Source organism: Paenibacillus sp. 01T424, assembly GCF_056398745.1.
Genome location: NZ_JBFTPZ010000006.1, coordinates 136,227 through 159,489, shown reverse-complemented (window position 1 = coordinate 159,489; position 23,263 = coordinate 136,227). Strand labels below are relative to the sequence as shown.

Sequence of the window (23,263 nt, the reverse complement as noted above, 5' to 3'; positions counted from 1 at the left end):
CGTCTACAGCTGTCCATTTCAATTAAGAAGGGATATGCCGTGAGACGACAATTATAGTTATGGGGAGGGTTTGGTTTGAAAAGAAAAATGTCGATGATGACGGCGATGCTGCTGGTCATATCGCTAATGACGAGCTTGCTTTCAGTAGGAGCAGCGCCTTTGGCGCAGTCAAATGGGGGATTGCCGACGTACTTGGACCCATCAAAAAGCGTGGATGCAAAGGCGGCGGATCTGCTTGCCCGGATGACACTAGAAGAGCGCGCAGGACAAATGATACAGCCAGAGAAATCGAATATTACGCCTGAGGAAGTGAAGCAATATTTTATCGGCTCGGTGCTTAGCGGCGGCGGTTCGTTCCCGAACGGCAAGCAGCAGGACAGCACGCGTGAAAATTGGCAGACGCTTATAGACGGCTATCAGAATGGCGCGCTTTCTACGCGTCTCGGGATTCCGCTGTTGTATGGCGTGGATGGAGTACACGGACATAACAATGTGAAGGGAGCAACCTTGTTCCCGCATAATATCGGTTTGGGTGCAGCGAATAATGCTGAGCTGGTGAAACAAATCGGCGCCGCGACAGCAAAGGAAATACGCGCAACCGGAGCAAATTGGGATTTTGCGCCGACGATTGCAGCCCCGCAGGATATTCGATGGGGCCGGACCTATGAAGGATACAGCGGCAATCAAGCGATATCCAAGGTGCTTGGTGCAGCATACATTCAAGGGCTGCAAGGAGAAACACCTGCGGAGCGCAGTCAGACGAAACATGTCGTTGGCGCTGCGAAGCATTTTTTAGGTGAAGGCTATACGGATAACGGCGTTAACCAAGGGAATGTAACGAAGTACACAGAGGATCAGCTTATTGCAAGTGATTTAGAGATGTACAAAGCTGCCGTTGATGCAGGTGTACAAACGGTAATGGCATCTTACCACAGCATTCAAGGCCTTAAGATGCATGCGAATAAGCGGCTTCTTACGGATGTGCTGAAGGGTGAGCTTGGATTTAAAGGTTTTGTTATTTCGGATTATAACGCGATTCAGCAAATCACGCGTGATCAAGACGGCAAAGCAGTCAGCGGCTTGAAAGATCAGCTGAAAGCGTCCGTTAATGCAGGCGTAGATATGTTCATGCTGACGGGTGACTGGAGAGCCAGCCTTGAGCATTTAATTAGTCTTGTTAAGGATGGCAGCATTACGGAAGAGCGTATCAATGATGCAGTCCTCCGTATTTTGAAGGTAAAAATTTCATCTGGCCTATTTGAGAATCCAAAGACAGATATGGATTTGGCAGGCTACTTCGGTGCATCTGAGCATCGTGCGCTTGCGCGTCAAGCTGCGGCGGAGTCGCTCGTTCTTCTGAAGAACGATGAGGTGAACGGTTCACCGATTATGTCTCAGCTGAAGGATATGGACAAAATCTTCGTAGCAGGTAAAAATGCGAACGATATCGGCAACCAATCTGGCGGCTGGTCGATTACTTGGCAGGGAGCATCCGGGGCGATTACGACCGGAACGACAATCTATGAAGGACTTAAAGAGGTTGCAGGAGCCGCGAAGACGGTAACGTACAACAAGCATGGCCGCGGCGCTGCTGGTTATGACGTAGCTATTGCTGTTGTAGGCGAAACGCCTTATGCAGAAACGAATGGAGATCGTACGAGCCTGAATCTCGACGAAGAGGATCTCGCAACGATTGCAAATATTCGTGCAGCTGATCCGAACATTCCACTCGTTGTTGTTCTTGTATCCGGACGCCCGCTTACGATAGCGGATCAACTGGGTGACTGGGATGCGCTTGTCGCAGCATGGCTTCCAGGTACGGAAGGTCAAGGCGTCGCTGATGTACTGATTGGGGGCAAACCGTTTAAAGGGAAAAACCCGATTAAATGGCCATTTTATGTAACGAATAATTATCCAATTATGACCGATGTCAGTCCGAATTTGCTGTTTCCTATCGGTTACGGCTTGACGAGCGGGCAGGCTACGCCTGATCTGCCGAGCAAACCTGTAGAACCAGAGAAGCCTTCACTGCCTATCCCGGGCAAGGTCGAGGCGGAAGCGTTCGATGCGAAGAGCAGCGGATTGAATACAGAGGACACGCAGGACATTGGCGGCGGCAAAAATATTGGCTGGACGTCCGGCGGCGCATGGCTGGATTATAGGGTGAAAGTGAGCGAACCCGGTACCTATAAAGCCGATTTCCGCTATGCTGGCAACGGCGGTGCAACGGGGATTAAGATTAAGAGCGAAGCGGGAGCGACGCTTGGTACGTTGAGCGTAGGCTCCACAGGAGGCTGGCAAAGCTGGCAAACGGCCACCGTCGAGAATATCGTGCTAAGCCAAGCAGGCATTCAAAAGCTGAGGCTTGAGTTTATTGCCGGAGACATTAATTTTAACTGGGTAGAGTTTACGCGTACAGGCGATGTTCCAGCTGGCGGCGGTGGCGGCACTGATCCAGGTAATGGAGGCGGCGAACAGCCAGTCCTTATTAGCGGAGCTGTTGAGGCATGGATCTCCAGTGAACGTGATGCGGGTGACCGCAAATGGTATTATGCGGATCGTTATCAAGCTGGCGATAAGAAGCTGGAGCAGCAGACGAATTTAGATATTACCCTTCCAGATAACAGCAAAGCGACAACGATTACGATAAATCCGGATAAAAAATATCAAACGATGCTAGGAATCGGTTCGTCCATGGAAGAAGCGACGATTCATAATCTTGTGAAAATGTCTCCGGAGAAGCAGACAGAGCTGCTTCGCCAATTGATCGACAAGGATAACGGCATCGGCATGAGCTTGATTCGCCTAACGATCGGAACCTCCGATTTTACAGCGCAAAAGTTTTATTCGTACGATGATTTGCCTGCCGGTGAAACGGACGTTGAGCTTAAGAAATTTTCCATTCAGAAGGATATTGATTTTGGCATTATTCCAACCGTCAAAAAGATACAAGCGATTAATCCCGATGTACAGTTTTTTGCATCGCCTTGGAGCCCTCCAGGCTGGATGAAAACAACGGGCAGCATGGTAAGAGGTCAAGTGAAGGAAGAATATCTTCCTGTGCTTGCAGATTATTATGTGAAATTTTTAGAGGCATACGCTGAGCATGGCATCTACTTTGAAGGCATGACGCTGCAAAATGAGCCGCTGCTCGAAATTGATTATCCAAGTACAGCGATGTCATGGCAGCAAGCGTCACGTCTAGCCAAGCTGCTGCGGGCAAAGCTAGATCAGAATAGCAATGCAAAAATCAAAAGTGTAAAGCTATGGATGTTCGACCACAATCCTGGCGATACGATGGCTTATCCAGCACAAATTCTGGGTAATTCCGTAGAAGGGGCTTACGATGCCATAGAAGGGACGGCGTTCCACGATTATGGCGGCGAGCTGTCCATGATGACGGAGCTTCAAAAGCTGTTCCCGCAGAAAAGCGTGTATTTAACGGAGCGTGCGGTATGGGGGACAACGGGCGCTGACCGAATCGCACAATATTTCCGCAACTATGCTAAAAGCTATAACAGCTGGGTTACGATGCTGGACAGCGATATTTCATCCCATCAATGGGTAGGTATTCCTGATCCGACCCCAGTCGTTCAGGATTCCTCGAATCCAGATCACTACTGGCTGCTGCCGGAGTATTATTTGATGGGGCAGTTTACGAAATTCGTGAAGCCTGGTTATGTGCGAATCGATAGCAATTACGGCTCGGCTGCGACAGTAACCAACGTTGCATTTGCAAGCCCAGACGGCAAAGAAATTGTAACGGTTGTCATCAACCAAACGAGTGACCCGCAGCCATTTAAAATTATAGTTGATGGACTTCAAATTGAACCGGTCATTCCAGCCAAATCAGCAGCAACCTATCGCTGGAATCGTACGCAAATAACAAACGTTCCAGCAACGATTGACGCTACGCGCTTCGCTTCAGCAGAAGGCGAGTTCCAGGTTAATCCGAACGGATACTTAGGTTCATTTGCACCAAATGGAACAGCTTCGTTCGATTATGTTGTAAATGTAGCAGAAGCAGGCGAGTATGAACTCGATCTGGCGATTGCAGGTTTCCAAACGGATGGTCTGGTTAGCTTTGAACTGGATGGCCAGCCGCTTGTGTCACTGCCGATCAATCAGACGACGTACCAGTGGGAGTACTTCGCTAATCGCCGCGAGCGCGTTATGCTTCCAGAGGGTGCGCATAAATTAACGATGAAAGTGAGTAAAAACGACTTCAATGTTAGAAGTATTGCGTTCACGAAGGCGGATAAGGCAGCTATTTCACTTCCCGCATCTATAGAGGCGAGTAAATTCACATCTGCCTTTAATGTACTCGTAAACGGCTCAGCGGTCAGCTATGCCGATCCGAATGATTGGATGGAATATGAGGTGCAGGTTCCAGCGGATGGAAACTACGGTATAACGTATCAATATTCCACGACCTATGACGGAGCGAAAGCAGAGCTTTCACTAGGAGGAAATGTACTGAAAATGACTGAGCTACCAAACAGCGAGAGCTGGGATGCTTGGGCAATGGCTTCAGATACAGTTGCTCTGACTGAAGGTGTTCATACGCTAAGAGTTCGAATCGTTGATCAAGGCTTCAACTTGAATGCCATTGCGGTTGGGCCTGCTATTATCGCAGATGCCTCAGCCGTAACAGAAGGTGCAGAGGCTGGAAGCCATATTTTTGTCCAGCTGCTTAACGACACGTATAAAGAGGAGCTGACTTCCTCCAATTGGTCCATCGACGGGTATGTCGGAACGGTTGTAGATAGCGTTTATCGTGTTGATGACCATATGGCTAAGCTTACCTTAGGAGGAGGGGCGACTAGAGACTATGACTCTGATCGTACCGTCACAGTAACAGCCAGCACATATGAAGCTGCTTCTGGAAGCACCGGTAAGACGATGAGCTCTAAAGTTATCATTAAGGCTATTGATGATGCGGAGTCGTTATCCTTGTCAGAGAGTCAGATTGCTTATGACGTAAATGGCAAAGAACTAATCGTTACCCTTGCTGGCGGTACATTCGTGCAGAGTCAACTTGGAGCGATAACCGTGTCGGGAGCGGCGACCTCGCAAGGAGGCGTATCACTGCGCTCGGCGGAGCTTCTCAGCCCTAATCGAGTGAAGCTTACGCTGAACTGGAGCGGAACCGTTTACTATAATGAATTGGAATTGCAGGTTAACGTTCCACTGCAAGCCTACGATGATTCAACAGGAGGTATGGCGTTAAACGCTAAGGCAGTGCTGCTTGGAACCGAAAATGTGAAGGAGCCAGTAAATCTTTTGTCCCTTGATTCATTGGATCAGTTCAATCGATTAAAAGGATTCGCAGTGTCTGGAACAGGAAGCGCGAGCAGGCTAACCCAAATTGATGCGGGCGATTATGCCGATTATTTGGTACACGTGCCAGCTACTGGTTCCTATGTTGCAACCTTTAAGGCTACATCTGGCGGCCAAGCTGTGAATGGCATCGTGCTGGAGGCGCAAGATGGCGCAGTTCGGAAAACGATTAACGTACCAAACCTTTACAACCAGGTCGTTGAAATGCGAATTGTCATTGATCTCGTTGAAGGCGACCAAAAGCTTCGTATTCTGGCTGGAGCATCCGGCTACGAGCTTAGAGGCATTAAATTCGAGCCTTATGTTGTACAGGTAATGGATCAGAGCGGTGTTATGAAAATTGAAGCGGAAAGCTACACCCATGCGGATGCGGCTGCTGTTCAAAGCAATATGGACGGACAAACGCTGTTATTCAAAAACGTAGGTTTTATCGCGGCAGCAGGCTCGCTTTATTTTGACGTTAATATCGCAAAATCGAGCTTCTACAAAGTGACCTACCGTTATGCAACGCCGCAAGCAGGCGTGAGTGGAACGTTGTCCGTGAATGGGCAAAAGTTGTCTACTACACCGCTAGGAGCAAGTGGTGGATGGGATAAATATGCAGAGGCTTCTGGCATTGTAGAGCTTGCAGAAGGCGTGCAAACGATTCAATTTACTAGCAATAATGATGGGGCAAACCTTGATTGGATCACGCTTGAGCAGACTGAAGCGGTTACGCAAATTACAGGTACCACAGCGCTTCCGACTGCTTCGCTGAAAGCTGGAGCCTACAAAGGAACCAAAACGGTTGCTTTAACGACTGCTACAGAAGGAGCAGCCATTTACTATACAACAGATGGATCGCTGCCTACCAGTACAAATGGGCAATTGTACAAAGGAGAGTTTAAGCTCTCGGAGCTGACAGTGCTCCGCACGATCGCGATTAAAGCAGGAATGAAGGACAGCTTTGTTGCACCATTTACGTATATCATTACACCAGGGGAAGAGCCAACAACAACACCAACGCCAACACCAACGCCAACACCAACGCCGACGTCACCAACGGGGCCAGCTGTAACGCCAGCTCCTACGACGCCTCCGAGTGGAAAGGGCACAATACCGGCACCAACTCCGGTCATTGACACGGCTAGCGGACTTGGTAAAACTGCGATAAGCCAGACGCTTATCGACGAAGCTTTGAAATCAGTAGAAGGAAATAATGGTACCGTTCAAACCATTACAATTAAAGTACCGAGTGTAAATGGAGCTAATGGCTACGAGGTGCAATTGCCTAAAGGGACAATTAGCGTGGCTAAGCTATCGGTACAGTATGAAATTCAGACAGGTACGGGTACGATTGTTGTACCAAGCCATATGTTGAAATCACTGCCTTCGGATGCGAAAAACGTGTCCATTGTGATTGCGAACATCGATAAAACAAAGCTTAGCGAAGATGCGAGAGCAGCCATCGGCAGCCGTCCTGCGATTGAGCTGAATCTCTTCGTTGACGGCGTTAAAGTGGTATGGAGCAATACAGAAGCTGCTGTAAACGTATCGCTTAGTTATACTCCAACAGCTGATGAGCTGGCGAGCAGCGAGCAAATTACAGTGTGGTATTTCGACGCAGCAGGTAAAGTGATTGCAGTGCCAAGCGGCAAGTATGATAAATCGCAAGGTGCTGTGCTTTTCACAGTAAATCATTTCAGTACGTATGGCGTAGTATTCGTAAGCAAAACGTTTGACGATCTTGGCAAATATCCTTGGGCGCAACAAGCGATTAAGGTTATGTCGGCAAAAGGCGTCATCAACGGCATATCGGATAAAGCATACGCTCCAGCTCAAAATGTGAAGCGGGCAGATTTTATTACCCTGCTCGTGAAAACTTTAGGTCTTAATGCTGCGTATGATAGTCAGTTTACCGATGTGGCAAAAGGTTCTTATTATTATGATGCGGTTGCCATTGCGAAGAAGCTTGGCGTAGTAACTGGCCGTGCGGACGGTGCATTTGATCCGAATGCCTCCATTACAAGGCAAGAAATGATCGCGATGACAGCAAGAGCGTTAAATATTTCTGGCAAGAAGCTGCAAGCAGGAAGCTCGGAGCAATTGCAATCGTTCACCGATTTGAAGCAGTTAGCAGCTTATGCAACGGACAGTGCTGCTCTTCTCGTAGCGAACGGCATTGTGAAGGGCGACGGCGCTAAGCTTAACCCGCTTGGTTATACAACCCGTGCGGAAGCAGCAGTTATTATGTATACCATTTACAACAAGTAATAAGATTGGGATGAGCGATGCGGCTCATTGAATGACAAGGAAGAAGCCTTCGAACTCACTGATAAAGTGGGAAAGAGGGCTTCTCTTTTTTTTGCCTATTCTATGAAATTTTTTTCAAAATAGTCGTATGCCGTTCTCACTATTAATCTAGCGAATAGGATGAGGGTATCAAACGGTAGGAGTTGATTATGTGTCATTTTATTTTAAGCTGCGCACGTACCTAGGGAGAGATGTAGAAGTTATTCTCTCTAATGGGGATGTGGTTGCGGGTGTGCTGCTGACGGTAGGCTTCTCATACATTGTGGTTCGAACCTTGAGTGTACCTGGATACGGTGGGACGGAAGATGTGTTGATACGTTTACGGGTCATCGAATATGTCCGGATTTTATAGGAATGGCTGTACGGATGATGGAAGAAGGCGTGACTATGTCGAGCGATTGACCGCGGATAAGGAAGTGCTGCCTCCTTTACAAAAAGGAAGAGATTTCTCCCAAACAGGCAATCGGCGCGGGGTTCACCAGCGCTTGTCAGTGATTATACCCGCTCAAAATGAGGAGCGGACAATAGGACGTGTCATCCAAGAAATAATATTGCTGTCGCCAGCTGAAATTATCGTAGTTGTTAATGGCTGCAATGATCGTACAGAGAGTATTGCTAGAGAGCTTGGCGCGTCGATCATTGTTTTTCAGGAGCCGCTCGGAACGGATGTAGGCAGAGCTATTGGCGCATATGCAGCCACTGGCGATGCGCTGCTGTTTGTGGATAGTGATTTTAATATCCCTTGGAAGGAGCTTGCTCCTTTTCCTAATGCGCTGCTAAGCGAATGTGATCTGGCTGTTAATAAGCTGGATCACCACCTCAGCATGCGCATGCCTTGGAGTGCCGTGACAACGCTGAAAATAGCACTGAATATGGCAGTTGGCCGCGAGGATCTGGCGAATGCTTCACTTGTACATGTTCCATTTGCGCTGAATAGGCGGGCGCTTAATGTTATTCATTGGTCCAATTTATTATGTCCGCCGAAAGCTTATGCGCTGGGACTGCTCGGGGGGTTAACCGTCAAGGCTGTTCACTGCGTAGAAGTTGATCGCTTAAACCGTTATCGTCCGAGCAAACACAGCAATGCCGGAGGAGACCATTCCATTGCAACGATGCAAATAATAGGGGATCATTTTGAGGCTCTGCATGCCATTCATAGGAGAGAGGGCAAGAAAGGAGAGATAGGGTGCAGCGGGAATTTGGAAAAGTAAGTATCGTTATTGCAAATTATAATCGTGCAGCATATCTCATTGAATGTTTGGACAGCTTGATGAGTCAAACGTATTTGAATAAAGAAATCATCATTGTAGATGACGCATCGACCGATAGGTCGCTGGATGTTATCGAGGCTTGGTGCGAAGCGAACGGAGTAGCGGGCACAGAATCTATCGTACTCGTTAGACTTCCTAGAAATATTGGGTTTTCTGGAGCTATTACGGCGGGTTTCTTCCACGCTCGCGGACAATATATCGCGGTACAGGATGCGGATGATTTCTCCCATCCGCAGCGTTTAGAGAAACAAGTAGCTTATCTTCAAAGCCATGCAGAGGTTGCACTGGTAGGAACGAGCTACGCTAGCTTTGATGAAGCCGAGAAGAGGCAGTATGTTCAGGAAAAATGGCTGCGTTTCGGTGATGATATTCATGATGTTTACCGCAGCGGCGGTCACTGTGTTTGCCATGGGACGATCATGTTTCGCGGCGATGCTTTTGACCAGATTGGCGGATTGAGCCGCCGAATTGTCGGGGCGGAGGATTATGAGTTCATCGTTAAATTTTTGAATAATAAAGCTCGTATTGCAAATATTCCTGAAATTCTTTATTACTATCGTCTGCATGCGAGCCAACGATCATTGGCTTTTTATGCGAAAAAGGAGTGAGGTGAAATGGCAGGCTCGCCGTTATCCGTCTTAATGGCTCTGGACAGTATGGATGCCGGTGGTACGGAAACACATGTATTAAGTCTAGCAAAAGCACTAATAAAAATAGGTCAAAGAGTGAGTATCATTGCCGCGGACGGCCCTATGCGGTTTCGGTTTGAGGATGCCGGGTGCCATGTATATTTGTTTGAATTCCAGCCAGCTGGAGCGTCAGTTCAAACGGAGCGAATCGTCAGGCTGCAGGAAATTATGCGAAGCGAGAAAGTGGATTGCGTTCATGTGCATCAGACTCCATCAGGTTTGTTTACGGCAAAGGCAGCTAATTTATTAGGAATTCCGTCTATATTTACCGTTCATGGCACCTATTATCCGCAGACTGCTCTAAAATCGCTGCTTGTTTACTCGGAATCGGTCATATGTGTAAGTGCTCCTCTTCAAAGCTGTATCACGCGGTTTGGATTTCCGTCTATCGTTGTCCCGAATGGCATCGATCTAGCGGAGTTTTATCCATCCAGCGGCGCAAAGCTTCGCTCAGACTTAGGTATTTCTGAAGATGCAATTGTACTTATGTATGCTAGCCGCTTGGCTTGGGGAAAGGCAACCGCATGTGATGTCCTGCTGCGGGCGATGAAGGATCTTTATCGTTATGGGTGGGATAAGCTTGAGCTTATCGTTGTCGGGGATGGCCCTAAATATAATGCAATTTCAGAACTTGCGGAATTTATTCAGGCGGAAAGCGGAAGACGGTTCATTCATATGGTTGGAAAACAATCTCAAATGCGAGAGTATTACAATGCTTCAGATATCGTTGTCGGTACGGGACGCGTTGCGCTGGAGGCAATGGCTTGCGAGAAGCCAGTGCTTGCCATTGGCAACCATGGCTATTTTGGCTGGGTAGAGCCGGGTAATTATGAGCAGGCTTGGCTTAACTATTTTGGAGACCACGGTTCGTCTGCCGCTTATTCCCGTTATTTGTTTGCAAGCGAGATTGCAGATGGATGCCGCAGGCTGGAGGGGCTGCGCGCTAATGGAATAGAGGGAAGACGTTGGGTGGAACGTGAGTTTCATATCGATCAATCCATTGATCAAATTATGAGCGTGTATCGTTCAGCAATTGGGGAGATTTAATGAAGGGCGGTACGGAATGAAAAGAATTTTGTATGTAGGCTGGTTAGGGTTTAACAATGTTGGTGATGAGTTAATGTGGCTATTGTTTCGCGACTTGTGTAGAGCTTATCTGCCTGAGAAAAAATATGATGTCATTCCGTCAATACCGGGCGTAGATATTCGGAATTCGGGTCCGTATGATGTTGTCGTGCTCGGCGGCGGCTCGCTGCTCATTCCAGGTTATATCGATGTTGCTTACCAAGCGGCTCGGAACCATAAAAAAGTAATGATTTGGGGCAGCGGTCATGATAGACAGGAGTTTCCTGTAATTGATGCCTCGGGAAAGGTCGCAGCCCATTTGGCCTACACCGGTGAGAACCTAGCAACGAATGAGAAATTAGCTGAGCTAGTGAAGATGTCAAAATATTGCGGTGTCCGAGGTCCGTTGTCCTATCAGTTTCTCGAGGATTCTGGCGTCCGAATGGAGCAGGCGATCATAAGCGGTGACCCGGCATTTCTGCTGCCTGCACCGTCGCCACGCAAGAATGGGCAGGCTAGCAGAACGATTGGTGTGAACTGGGGAACAGCTTATAATCGAATATTCGGTGGCAACGAGGAAAAGGTAGAGCAGCAATTGGTAGAGGCGCTGCGTATATTAATATCGCAGGGTTATCGCGTTAATATTTTCTCCGTTTGGGGTCCTGATAGAGAAGCTTGCAAGCGTCTATATTCGAAGCTGGGAAACCAGACGAATGTGGATCTTGATTTGGAGCTGTACCATCATGAGGATTTGATGGAGAAGCTTAAGTCCTATGCGCTGACGATCAATTTCAAATTGCATGCTAGTTACCTGTCAGCAGCGGCAGGCGTGCCGTTCGTAAGCCTTGGATATCGATTCAAATGCATAGACTTTGGCTGCTCGGTGGATCTTCAGGATTATGTGCTCTCCACCGGCGATACGGCACTTGGCAAAAGCATTCTGGACAGAGTAGCCAAAATTGAAAAAGAAACGGATATGATTCGCGAAAAGTTTTATTCACATCAGAGCCGTTATCGCGAGCTGCTGAAAAAGCCATTTCAAGAAGAACTGTTTTAAGGAAATAGCTGCAACAGCGTAAGAGGAGCTGCCCGAAGGTTTATTAACTTTCGGGGCAGCTCTTTTTTTAATAGACAAAGGATGGATATTATAGGAAGAAGGTTGACATCGAAAAATAGTTTATGATATATAAAAAGAAGGATTGGCACTCAAAGAGTTTGAGTGCTAAAATATAAGGTAGCGGTTTAATAAACGTTGAACAAGCCTTCCTGTTGCGTTACCTTTAGGCTTACTAATTATTGATGAATGGAAAGGGGATCTATCCATGTCCAAAAAACAGTTCAAAGCAGAATCGAAACGATTGCTGGAAATGATGATTAATTCCATTTATACGCAGCGCGAGATTTTTTTGAGAGAGCTTATCTCGAATGCCAGCGATGCGATCGACAAGCTATATTACAGAGCGCTAACTGACGACCAAATGGTATTTAACAAAGAGGATTATTATGTTAAAGTCGTTGCCGACAAGGCAAACCGAACATTAACGATCACCGATACAGGGATTGGCATGACGAAGGAAGAGCTGGAGAATAACCTTGGCGTTATTGCGAAGAGCGGATCTTTTGCCTTTAAGAAGGAAAATGAGCTTAAGGATGGACATAACATTATCGGCCAATTCGGGGTGGGCTTCTACTCTGCATTTATGGTGGCGGATGTGGTTACCGTTGTGACCAAAGCTCTTGGCAGCGATGAGGCGTTCAAATGGGAATCAACTGGCGCCGACGGCTACACGATTGAGTCATGCGAGAAGGACTCCGTTGGTACGGAAATTGTACTTAATATTAAGGAAAATACCGAAGATGATCAATACGATGAGTACTTGGAAGAGTACCGTTTGAAGTCGATCATCAAAAAATATTCGGATTTCATTCGCTACCCAATTAAGATGGATGTGAAGGGCCAACGGCCTAAAGCAGATGCAGAAAACGAGTTTGAGGAATATCAAGAAGAGCAAACCGTTAACAGCATGGTGCCGATCTGGCGTAAAAACAAAAATGAGCTGACATCGGAAGATTATGATCAGTTTTATTTTGAAAAACGTTACGGCTTCGACAAACCGATCAAGCATCTTCATATTAGTGCGGATGGCGCTGTTGTGTACAATGCGATTTTGTATATTCCGGAGAGCACACCTTTCGATTATTATACAAAAGAATATGAGAAGGGGCTGGAGCTTTATTCAAATGGCGTTCTAATTATGGATAAATGCTCAGACCTGCTGCCTGATTATTTCAGCTTCGTTAAAGGTATGGTTGATTCGGAGGATCTATCGCTCAACATTTCTCGTGAAATGCTGCAGCATGACCGTCAGCTGAAGCTGATTGCGAAGAACATCAACAGCAAGATCAAGAGCGCGCTGCTTGGCATATTGAAGGATGACAGAGAGAAGTATGAGTCATTCTACAAAGCATTCGGCAGACAGCTGAAATTCGGCGTATATAACGATTACGGCGTGAACAAAGAAGTGCTGCAAGACCTGCTTATGTTCCACTCCTCGAAAGAGAAGAAGCTAGTTACACTGGACGAGTATGTGTCAAGAATGAGCGAGGATCAAAAGTACATTTATTATGCTTCCGGTGAATCTATTGAGCGAATTGATAGACTTCCGCAAACCGAGCTGGTAACGGATAAAGGCTTTGAAATCTTGTACTTCACGGACGATATTGATGAATTTGCCATCAAGATGGTTGCGAAGTATAAGGATAAAGAATTCAAGTCGGTATCAAGCGGCGATCTTGGTATTGAAGAGGACGAGAAGGACAAGGAAACGGCCGAAGAGCAGGATGCCAATAAAGAGCTTTTCGAGCAGATGAAAGAAATTCTTAACGATAAAGTAAAAAGCGTAAAAGCTTCAAAACGCCTTAAAACACACCCTGTGTGCTTATCCACTGAAGGCGAAGTAACGATTGAAATGGAAAAAATATTGAATTCGATGCCGAACAATCAAGATGTAAAAGCAGACAAGGTGCTCGAAATTAACGTGAACCATGAAATTTTCCAATCGTTGAAGGATGCTGCTGGGCAGGATAAAGTGAAGCTGGCTCTTTATACAAGCCTGCTTTACAACCAAGCGCTTCTCATCGAAGGTTTGCCAATTCAAGATCCAGTTGCGTTTACGAACGATATTTGCAAAGTAATGGTTTAATAGAGCAAGCGACAAGCAAGCGTAAAAAGCCCGCACTGGATCATACCAGTACGGGCTTTTTTTTCTACGACAGCACGATTATCTAACGGAGTTTTCATTCCGTCTATCGAATTCATAAGGGAGACGAAGCTGATTTTAGAAATGGTGCTGCGCGATGTTGGATAAAGGGAGCACTGCCCCTGGCCCACATACTTTAGAATTAGGAAATTAAAGTCCTTGAAACAAAAAACTGCTAAGACCGCTGCCGAATGAGGCTGTGCGATCTTGCAGTTTTTTGTTTTTGTATATTGCTTAATTGATAGCTTATTTTTGCGGAGCCACATGAAATGGTAATCGCCTTCCGCGTATTGGAATTCCAACGAGGCGCGTGGTTTGCTTACGCAAAATATAATAAATCATGGTATTGATTATTATTCCGGATATAATAGCACTACAAGATAAGAAATAATTGAATAAGAATGCAGAAACAAATAAATAAACAAATAAATAAACAATATTCATTGCATGAATCAATGTGAAGCCGCAGAGGAGGGTTTATAGATGATACGGATAAAACGCCGGCTAAACTTAATTACGCTTATTTTGCTGCTCATGTGTATTATTATTGTTCCGGTTCTTATCCAAGGTTATATGTTGGGCAAAGGAGCGGTTAAGCAAGTGGAAACGTTATACGACAAATCGGTTTCGAGCAATATGGAGTCGCTCTCCATCAGCTTGGACTTTTATGTGAACCATATCGAGGATTATATTCGCACCTTGTCGCAGGATCAGGAATTACAGAGGCTGTTAAGTCGAAATAATAACGCTCCCATAAATGAACAGGCGGTCAGAGACCGGCTGAAGTCGTTCACTGCTGCGTATCGGTTAAGAGTGCCCTTATACGTACAAATTATTAACGATCAAGGGGAAGTATTCAGCAATAACGTTTTGCATGATACCGAGGTTGAGCGGTTGAAGCAAGTCGTGCAGCAGTTTAATTGGCCTTCGGAGAGGATACCTTATGATAATAACGTCATGTATCGCAATGTGGGCCCCAACTTTCACGATCTCTCGGAGGGGCAGAACGCTTTTTATTTCACTAAAAATATTGTACAAGGCAATTCGGTGCTAGGCCTCTTAAACGTAGAGGTCAACGAGAGCTTATTTCAGCGGCTGCTGCGCAAAATTCAACTGAACAGCTCAACCCTTGCATTCATAAGTCAGGAAGACGGCGAATTGCTCATTTCTAGCGAAGATGATGACGACCGCCTGAAGGAGCTATCCAGACAGGCGATATCGAAGGCGAAGGTGGACGGTGGGGGATATGAAAGCTTTCTGATTCAGTGGAACGGCCAAAGCTACTTTTGCTCCATCCAAAACATTCCCTTCTTAAGATGGTATTTAATTGCGCTAACGCCGGAAGAGCTTTTGGCAAGTCCCACTAAGCAATTGTGGAGCCATACGCTCACGGTAACCGTGTCGTCCATTCTTTTGATTTCACTTATCCTGTATATATTCACAAGAAAAGCGATGATACCTGTGCTGAATTTATCGAGGATGGTTCGGAAAATACGCTTTAATGATGCTGGGCAGGGRCAGGATGTCATTGGAAATTTCCAATACAAAGGCTTGGAGGAAATCGAAATTTTATTCTCGGGCATTCAGCAAATGCTAAGCCGGATTAATGAACAGATTGAGCGAATTAAAACGGATGAACGGGAAAAGTCGAGCCTGGAGCTCAATCTCTTGCTGTCCCAGATCAAGCCTCATTTCCTGCATAATTCGATTAATTCGATCCGTTGGATGGCGGAAATGAAGGGCGAGAAGATGATTGCCCAGACCCTTGTTAATTTAAGCAGCATGCTGAACTATACACTAAGCAAATCAAGAACCATATGGAGCACGGTCGGCGAGGAAATGGATTATGTCAAAAGCTATATTGCGTTTCAGGAAAAACGGATGTTCATCAAAATTGAAACGATATGGGATGTGCCGCATGAGGTGCAGGGTGCAAGAATATTGAAGCTGACGCTGCAGCCGATTGTCGAGAATGCAATCATGCATGGATTTACTAATCTTGATGGAATTACGCCACAGCTGACAATTACTTGCGCGATGGAAGCGGAGCAGGTACGGGTGGAGGTTATAGATAACGGAGTCGGAATTGAAGAAGGCTCCATTGCCGGTATGCTGATAACGGATTCCAATGAGTACGAGGATGAGGAACGAACCTCGGGGATCGGGCTTAAAAATGTGCATCGTCGCTTGCAGCTGGAGTATGGCGAGAGGTATGGCATCGAAATTCGAAGTGTAGTGGGTAAAGGGACGAACGTAACGCTTACCTTTCCCTATATCGATCATAATGGAGGAGATTCGGAATGAAAGTGATGATTATTGAAGACGATATGCTAGTTAGAATGGGGATCAAATCATTAATTCCTTGGTCTGAGATGGGGCTGGAGGTCGTCTGCGAAGCCAGAGACGGAGTTGAAGCTGTTGAGTTGTACGAGAGATTTCTGCCGGACATCGCACTTGTGGATATTTTGCTTCCCAGAATGAATGGGCTTGATTTTATTGAGAAGGTAAAGCCTTTAAATCCTGACGGGGAATTTGTTATTTTGACCTGCAACCAAGATTTCGAAACGGTTCGCAAATCGCTGCGCCTGGGCGTTCATGACTTTATTGTAAAATCCACAATGGAAATTGAGGAGCTTCAGCTCATTTTGAAGCAACTGACAGCCAAGATGAAAGCCAAGCTGCTGGAGCATCATTTTCAGGAGGAAGGGACGCCGGAAGCGGGTTCAAGATTCGTTCGTAAAGCCAGCTTATTAAGAGATTGGCTGCACGGCTTGTATAACAGTGAAGAGACAGAAGCGTTTGCCGAGAAGCTGGGAGAGTATAAATATTTTCTGCAAAAGGGAGAATATGAGGCATGGGTTGTGGCGTTAGATCCTTCTCAGGATGAATCCAAATTAACTTCTCAAGAAATCGTTAAAATAGGCCATTCGATTGACCATATGGCTGTTGAACTTTATCGCAGCAGGCTAATTGGGTTCGTGGAAAACATAAATGATAACCGATGGCATGTATTGGTAAGCAGCACGAATAGCTCGGATATCGACCCGAAGCTGTTGATCGACTCGGTTTCGCAGTATATGGGCCATACTCTATCCATTGCTGTGAGTAAAAGGTTTACAGACTGGCGGGAGTGGACCGTGTATGATCGTTTTGCTAGCGACCTGCTAAGCCTCAAATATTTTTGTGAAAATGACCACCTGTTTCAGGGCGAGCTGCCTGAAGCAACGCTTTCCGATGCCGTGTTTATTTGGAAAAAGGCGATAATGAACAAACTGTCCAGCTTTCAATACGAGCAGGCAGGAGATCTGCTGGCAAACCTCAAGCAGGTCGTCGGCCCGCCATATCCCAAACCAAACCTGCTGCACAATGTACTGGAGGATATTTTATTTCAGCTGAAGCAAATCTGCGAAATGTCGGGACGGCATCCATCGGAGACTTATTTCCAAAGATCTGAGCTGCTGGACTGCGTTTCATTAACGCAAGCGGTGCATTTGTTATACAACGCTATCCATGTGCTGCAGGAACCGGCATTCAAAGAGAAGAACGGCCATGAAAGAAAGAAGTTTGTTGAAGCCACCGAGATGTTTATTCAAGAGCACAGGTTTGATGAAATTAGTTTAAATGCCATCGCGATGCATCTTAAAGTAAGCCCTGTATATCTCAGCAGAATATATAAGGAAGAGAAAGGGATTTCTTTCAGCACCGCTGTTTTGACAGCCAAGGTGGAGCAGGCCGAAACGATGATCCGCAGCGGAATGACCTTAACTGAGGTTTCGGACAAGCTGGGCTACTTAAACTTAAGCTCGTTTACCCGCATGTTTAAGAAAATTAAGGGGATTGCACCCTCACACTATGCAGATGCTGAAAAGAATTAAAAGATGTTAACTGCGGCTTGAAAAATGATAAATGGTATCCTCTTCGGATATAAAGTGATAAATCAAATGGTTGGCTTAGGAGATTCATCTGCTTATGGAAAGCTTCTATACTAGGAAGCAAGACATCAACTAACGAAAGAAGGAAGGTTTCCATGAGAATGAGAAGATGGTCTGTTTTAAGTATAGCTTTAATGATGCTGGTTACAATGTCGCTTTCTGCATGTTCCAAGAATGAAAATGAAAGCGCTTCTACAGGTGGAGAAGGACAGGAGAAAGTCAACATTGTTTTCTGGAATTCAGGGTTTGCGACCATTGATGAAAATAACAAAGCGAAGAAAAAAGAAGACTTCTACATTTCTCAGGCTGTTGCCCGATATGAGAAGGCCCATCCCAATGTGAAGATTGATGTGCAGGACGTACCTTCCGGAGATGAGCTGTTTGCTAAATTCCAAACGGCCAGCATTGCCAAGAACGGTCCTGATTTAACGGTACTCTGGTCAGGTTCCTATATGCTTCGGTTTAAGCAATTTTTAGAGCCGATGGATAGTTACTTTTCAGGTGAAGAAAGATCCAGAATCGTGGGATGGAGCGCCACAACGGAAGACTTTACGGCCGATGGAAAAGCCTATGGCGTTCCATTTGGGACAGACGGAACTTTTCTTCTAGCGTATAACAAGAAAATTTTTGCGGATGCCGGAATCGATCCCATTGCCCAGCGCCCGAAAAATTTTCAACAATTTGTAGCTATGCTGGAGAAAGTGAAGACGAAGGATATTACACCGCTTGGTTTATTTAAAGACAGCTTCCTTCATGTACCGGACTATTGGATTGCTCAAACGGTGGATATTCCAGGCCTCGACAGCTTGGTCAAAGGCACAACCAATTTCTCCGATCCTAAGCTGGTGAATGTCATGAAGGGCTGGCGCGAGCTGTTCGAGAAAAACTTGGTCATTGCCGATGATTCAGTTCGACAACTGTTTATTCAAGAGCAGCTCGGCATGACGGTTGGAGCAAATGCGGACATCTTGAACTTCAGCAAGGAGATGGGCGACAAGGTCGGCTTTATGAAAATTCCAGACTTCAGCGAGGATGTCAAAATCCACGATGGCGGTCCTGGCGGGGTGGGCGCTGCGTTTGTGGTGACGAACTACTCGGAGCACAAGAAAGAAACGGCTGATTTCGTCAAATTCCTGATGAGCAAGGAAGAGCAAATCAATAAAATTAAGTCGGGCGAAGCACGTATTACAGTCGTCAACGATGTGGATGTGAACGAGTACGTATCCGATCCGCTAGTGAAAACGATGCAGGATATGGCCAATGAACCTAGCACTATTTTCTGGCCGGACAATGTTTACCCAGCGGAGCTGACAAGCGAGATGATGTCGCTGCAATCCCTGGTTTCCAGCGGGAAAATGACAGCAGAGGAATTTATGAAAAAAATCGACCAGAAACGCGATTCGCTTCTAAAAAATAAATAGGCGGTTAAGGAGCGGCCTTCATAGGAAAGGAGGTCGCTTCTACCAAAAGGCAAGGAGGAATAGAAGGATGGGTCTCAAGCAAGAACGATGGGTAGGTTTGTTCTCCTTGCTGCCGGCTTTTCTGTTACTAGCTGTATTCGTAGGTTATCCCATGTTTAACACGTTTTTTCATAGCTTTACGGAATGGGATGGAGTCACTTCTACGTTTGTTGGCTGGGATAATTTTAAGACGATCCTTAGTAATGGCGATTTGCCGCTTATGCTGCGTAACAATCTGATCTTTTTACTATCGGTACCTGGCATCTTGTTCATATCGCTTACGGTGTCGGTTCTGCTGCATGAGGAGGTTCCGGGGTGGCGCTTGTTTCGTTCGGTGTATTACTTGCCGGCGATCCTCTCCTCGGTCGTTATCGGTTTTTTGGCAAAATCAATGTTTACGAACAAAGGGATCGTGAATACGCTTCTGGAAAATGCCGGACTTGGCGCGTTTACGACGGATTGGCTGAATACGGTGCCGACCGAATTTATGATCTTGATTCTATGTTTTTACTGGCAGACGCTAGGCCAAGGAACGCTCATTTTTTTATCGGGGCTATCTTCGATCTCCAATGAATTGTTTGATGCGGCCAAAATAGACGGAGCCAATTGGCGTCAGCGATTAATGTACATCGTCATACCGTCGTTATATCCAGCGATATTTTACTTTACGATCGTCAATGTTATTTACGTTTTTGTCGGGCTGTTTGGCCTTGTTTATTCGATCACAGGCGGTGGGCCCGGTTACGAGACAACACCAATCGATTATATGATTTATATTCAAGCTTTCCGAAGCGGAAATATGGGCTATGCGAGCGCGCTGTCGGTTTTCTTGTTCTTCATTGTTATGTTCATTACCTGGATTCAGTTGAAAATATCCAAGCGCTTGGAGCAATAGGAGGACATTATGAAAACAGCCTCTAGAAGAATGGTTAGATTTCTGATTTTTATCGTGCTCGCTGTCATTGCCTTCATGGCGATGTATCCGTTGTTCTACATGGCTATCAGCAGTATGAAGCCGACGATAGAATATATCAAACATCCGATGGGTCTTCCAAAAACCTGGTATTTTGATAACTTCATCGCACTCATTTATCGCTTCTCTCTCGTTCGGTTGTTTGGCAATACGCTCGTCTACGTGGGACTTAGCTTAGTTGCTTCCCTAGCCTTGTCTATTCCGGCAGCCTATGCTTTTGCCAAATTAAAATTCAAATACCGCAACGGGTTTTATATTATTATGATCGCAACGATGACCATACCGGGTATTACTTTTATCATTCCAAACTATTTGTTGATGTCAAAGATCGGCTGGACCGACCATATCATATCCGTGGTGACCATCTGGTCTGTCTCGGCTATTCCGAGCACGGTCTTCTTACTCACTTCACTGATGAGAGCAATGCCCGATGAAGTGCTCGAAGCGATAAAAATAGACGGTGCCAAATATCATCAGGCGATGTTCAAAGTGATTTTGCCCATGAGCTTGCCGGGCGTGGTCACGGTATCGATCTTTAATGCGACGAACTGGTGGAACGATTTGTTAACCCCGCTGATCTATTTGCAATCGGATGGCTTAAAGACCGTAACCGTTGCGGTGGCGACTGTGCTCAATCGGTTCAGCTCAGACTACCCACTGTTATTGTCAGGGCTGTTGCTTGCTTCGCTGCCGCCCATTGCGATTTATATTATTTTTCAAAGCTATATTCGTAAAGGGCTGGTTATTGGAGCTGTTAAATAAACGATATCGAATGAGGATAGGAAAGGATGTCATCACATGAGTACGAAGCAAGGACGCCTCTTTTCAAAAGTAGCGATTATTACAGGAGCGGCATCAGGAATCGGTAAAGGAACGGCACTGCTCTTTGCTGAAGAAGGCGCGAGTCTTATCCTGGTCGACATCAACGAGGAGAAATTAAACGAGGTAGCTGCCGAAATTCGCCAAATGGGCGGAAGCTGCGAGATCGTATGCGGCAGCGTGGGCCTGATGAAGACGGCTGAAGATGCTGTGGCAAGCGCGGTCAACGCTTACGGCGGGCTTGATATCGTTTTTAACAATGCGGGCATTATGCCTGTTGGCGATATTTTGGATTATGAGGAAGAAACATGGGACGAAGTGCTGCAAGTTAACCTGAAGTCGATGTTCTTAATGTGTAAAAAAGCAATCCCTGAGATGCTCAAGCGAAATGGCGGCTCTATTATTAATACATCTTCAGTCATGGCCTCTTTAACGGAGCCTGGCTATACCGCTTACTCTGCTTCCAAGGCAGGCATTATTGGATTAACCAAAGAGATCGCCGTCTCCTATGCCGAGAAGGGCATCCGCTGCAATTCCATTTCGCCAGGCTGGGTGGAGACGGATATGAACGTCCGTCTCGCCGAAAGCATGGGCGGAATGGATAAATTGTACCCGATCATTAAACAGCAGCAGCCGCTCGGAAGAATGGCAACGACGCGCGAGGTTGCGTATGCCGTGTTATTCCTAGCTTCCGACGAATCTGTCGTCGTTAGCGGCTCTAATTTAAGTATTGACGGAGCAGCATCGGCTGCGATTTGATAACAAGCCCTCATTCAAAATCATTCACTCTCATATGGAGGTTATACCTATGGCTAAAATTAGTATTATCGGAGCAGGATCTGCCATGTTCTCTCTCAGCCTAATCAAGGACATCTGCTTGACCCCTTCTCTTGAAGGCAGTGTCGTCAGCTTTATGGATATCGATGAGCAGAGATTGGAAAGCGCATATTCCCTTTGCGAACGCTACGCTAAAGAAGCTAATATCCATCTGGTGCTGGAAAAAACGACGGACCGGAGAGAATCGCTAAGTGGAGCCGACTTCGTGGTGCTTGCTGCGCTGGTCGGAGGCCATCAGCGCTTGAAGGACGGATGGGATATAGCCCAGAAGCACGGTTATCGGTTTGGCGGAAGCCTGCATGTGATGCATGACGAAGGCTTTTGGATTAATTTCGATCAGCTGCGCCTGATGGAATCGGTTATGCTGGACATTTTGGAGATTTGTCCGGACGCTTGGTATATGCTCGTGTCCAACCCGGTCATGGCGGGCGTAACCTACTTGCAGCGCAAGTATCCGCAGGCCAAGCTGGCAGGCTTCTGCCATGGTTCTAACGGGGTAAAAGCTGTTGCTGAGGTCATTGGACTCGACCCGAATCATATTACGTATGAGATTCCAGGCGTGAATCACTTTATTTGGCTGACCGAGTTCCGATACAAAGGGGAAAATGCATTCCCTATTTTGGATCGTTGGATCGAAGAAAAATCGGCTGCTTACATCGAGAGCTGCGCTACCTGCGACTGGTTAGGTCCCAAAGCACTTGATCTCTATAAGAAATTTGGCGTTTTTCCGATTGGCGATACGGGAAATCCGGGCGGCGGCTCTTGGCCGGCTTGGCACCATGCGGATCAAGAAACGGAGCATCTCTATAAGGAAGACCCACAGGCTTGGTGGCGGGATCTTTACTTTGCGGGAGGTGCAGCTGGCGTAGAGAGAATCCGGAAGGTTTCTGAAAATACGACAGAAGCAGTTATGGATCATTTCCCGCCGGTGCATTCGTCAGAACCGATGATTCCTTTTATTGAAGCGATAGCATGTGATGTGCCTAGAGTGATGATCCTTAATATATTGAATGACAGCAACTACGTGCCGGGCATCCCGCTCGATTTTCAGGTGGAAATCCCTTGTTACGTCAGTGGAATCGGCGTTCAAGGCATTAAGACCAAAGGCTTGCCTAAGCCTCTGATTAACTTTGCGCTTCGCGATCGTGTCGCACCCGTAGAGATTGAGCTGCAGGCCTATGATAGCGGGAATTTTGAAGATCTTGTCCAGTTAATTATGATGGATCCGTGGACCCGTTCCGAGAAACAGGCTCGTGCGCTGCTGGATGATATTCTTGAACTGCCCAGCCTTGCTGCGATGAGACAGCACTTTAATTAAGGAGGCA

At 46.5% G+C, this 23,263-nt stretch carries 14 protein-coding genes; all 14 read left to right on the top strand.

The features are described 5' to 3' along the window. The first annotated feature begins 75 nt into the window (after window positions 1-75). The 14 genes from AC1DPK_RS07950 to AC1DPK_RS07885 all read left to right on the top strand — a co-directional run bounded on the left by AC1DPK_RS07950 (window position 76) and on the right by AC1DPK_RS07885 (window position 23,256). Window positions 76-7,593, top strand: a complete 7,518-nt coding sequence (locus tag AC1DPK_RS07950) for a glycoside hydrolase family 3 N-terminal domain-containing protein (RefSeq protein ID WP_477509934.1) — start codon at window positions 76-78, stop codon at window positions 7,591-7,593. Between the two features lie 190 nt (window positions 7,594-7,783). Continuing rightward, a complete protein-coding gene (locus AC1DPK_RS07945; protein WP_076267366.1) occupies window positions 7,784-7,984 on the top strand; it encodes a hypothetical protein in 201 nt (66 codons plus the stop codon). Beyond that, window positions 7,968-8,843 carry a glycosyltransferase family 2 protein gene (locus tag AC1DPK_RS07940; protein ID WP_477509933.1) on the top strand — a complete coding sequence of 292 codons (876 nt, stop codon included), beginning with the start codon at window positions 7,968-7,970 and terminating at the stop codon, window positions 8,841-8,843. Before AC1DPK_RS07945 ends, AC1DPK_RS07940 begins: the two co-directional genes overlap by 17 nt. After that, window positions 8,819-9,511 carry a glycosyltransferase family 2 protein gene (locus AC1DPK_RS07935; protein WP_477509932.1) on the top strand — a complete coding sequence of 231 codons (693 nt, stop codon included), beginning with the start codon at window positions 8,819-8,821 and terminating at the stop codon, window positions 9,509-9,511. Before AC1DPK_RS07940 ends, AC1DPK_RS07935 begins: the two co-directional genes overlap by 25 nt. Before the next feature lie 6 nt (window positions 9,512-9,517). Continuing rightward, on the top strand, window positions 9,518-10,639 hold the full coding sequence (locus tag AC1DPK_RS07930) for a glycosyltransferase (RefSeq protein WP_477509931.1): 1,122 nt from the start codon (window positions 9,518-9,520) through the stop codon (window positions 10,637-10,639). Window positions 10,640-10,655: 16 nt separating this feature from the next. Then, complete coding sequence (locus AC1DPK_RS07925; RefSeq protein ID WP_477509930.1) at window positions 10,656-11,714, top strand: polysaccharide pyruvyl transferase family protein; 1,059 nt, start codon at window positions 10,656-10,658, stop codon at window positions 11,712-11,714. Window positions 11,715-11,979: 265 nt separating this feature from the next. Then, the gene (htpG, locus tag AC1DPK_RS07920; protein ID WP_477509929.1) at window positions 11,980-13,860 is read left to right on the top strand and encodes a molecular chaperone HtpG; all 1,881 of its coding nucleotides are present in this window, start codon (window positions 11,980-11,982) and stop codon (window positions 13,858-13,860) included. Window positions 13,861-14,400: 540 nt separating this feature from the next. Next, window positions 14,401-16,221, top strand: coding sequence for a cache domain-containing sensor histidine kinase (locus AC1DPK_RS07915; RefSeq protein ID WP_477509928.1), 1,821 nt, complete (start codon window positions 14,401-14,403; stop codon window positions 16,219-16,221). Beyond that, window positions 16,218-17,792, top strand: a complete 1,575-nt coding sequence (locus AC1DPK_RS07910) for a response regulator transcription factor (protein WP_477509927.1) — start codon at window positions 16,218-16,220, stop codon at window positions 17,790-17,792. The genes AC1DPK_RS07915 and AC1DPK_RS07910 overlap by 4 nt, the downstream gene beginning before the upstream one ends. 152 nt (window positions 17,793-17,944) lie before the next feature. After that, window positions 17,945-19,270, top strand: coding sequence for an ABC transporter substrate-binding protein (locus tag AC1DPK_RS07905; RefSeq protein ID WP_477509926.1), 1,326 nt, complete (start codon window positions 17,945-17,947; stop codon window positions 19,268-19,270). A 67-nt stretch (window positions 19,271-19,337) separates the two neighbouring features. Continuing rightward, window positions 19,338-20,204 (top strand): carbohydrate ABC transporter permease, encoded by an 867-nt coding sequence (locus AC1DPK_RS07900; protein ID WP_083681827.1) that lies wholly within the window; start codon window positions 19,338-19,340, stop codon window positions 20,202-20,204. Window positions 20,205-20,213: 9 nt separating this feature from the next. Continuing rightward, window positions 20,214-21,044, top strand: a complete 831-nt coding sequence (locus AC1DPK_RS07895) for a carbohydrate ABC transporter permease (RefSeq protein ID WP_339205068.1) — start codon at window positions 20,214-20,216, stop codon at window positions 21,042-21,044. Window positions 21,045-21,080: 36 nt separating this feature from the next. Then, window positions 21,081-21,860 carry an SDR family NAD(P)-dependent oxidoreductase gene (locus AC1DPK_RS07890; RefSeq protein WP_477509925.1) on the top strand — a complete coding sequence of 260 codons (780 nt, stop codon included), beginning with the start codon at window positions 21,081-21,083 and terminating at the stop codon, window positions 21,858-21,860. Between the two features lie 49 nt (window positions 21,861-21,909). After that, window positions 21,910-23,256: a family 4 glycosyl hydrolase gene (locus tag AC1DPK_RS07885; protein WP_477509924.1), complete on the top strand. Its 1,347-nt coding sequence runs from the start codon at window positions 21,910-21,912 to the stop codon at window positions 23,254-23,256. Window positions 23,257-23,263 lie beyond the last annotated feature (7 nt).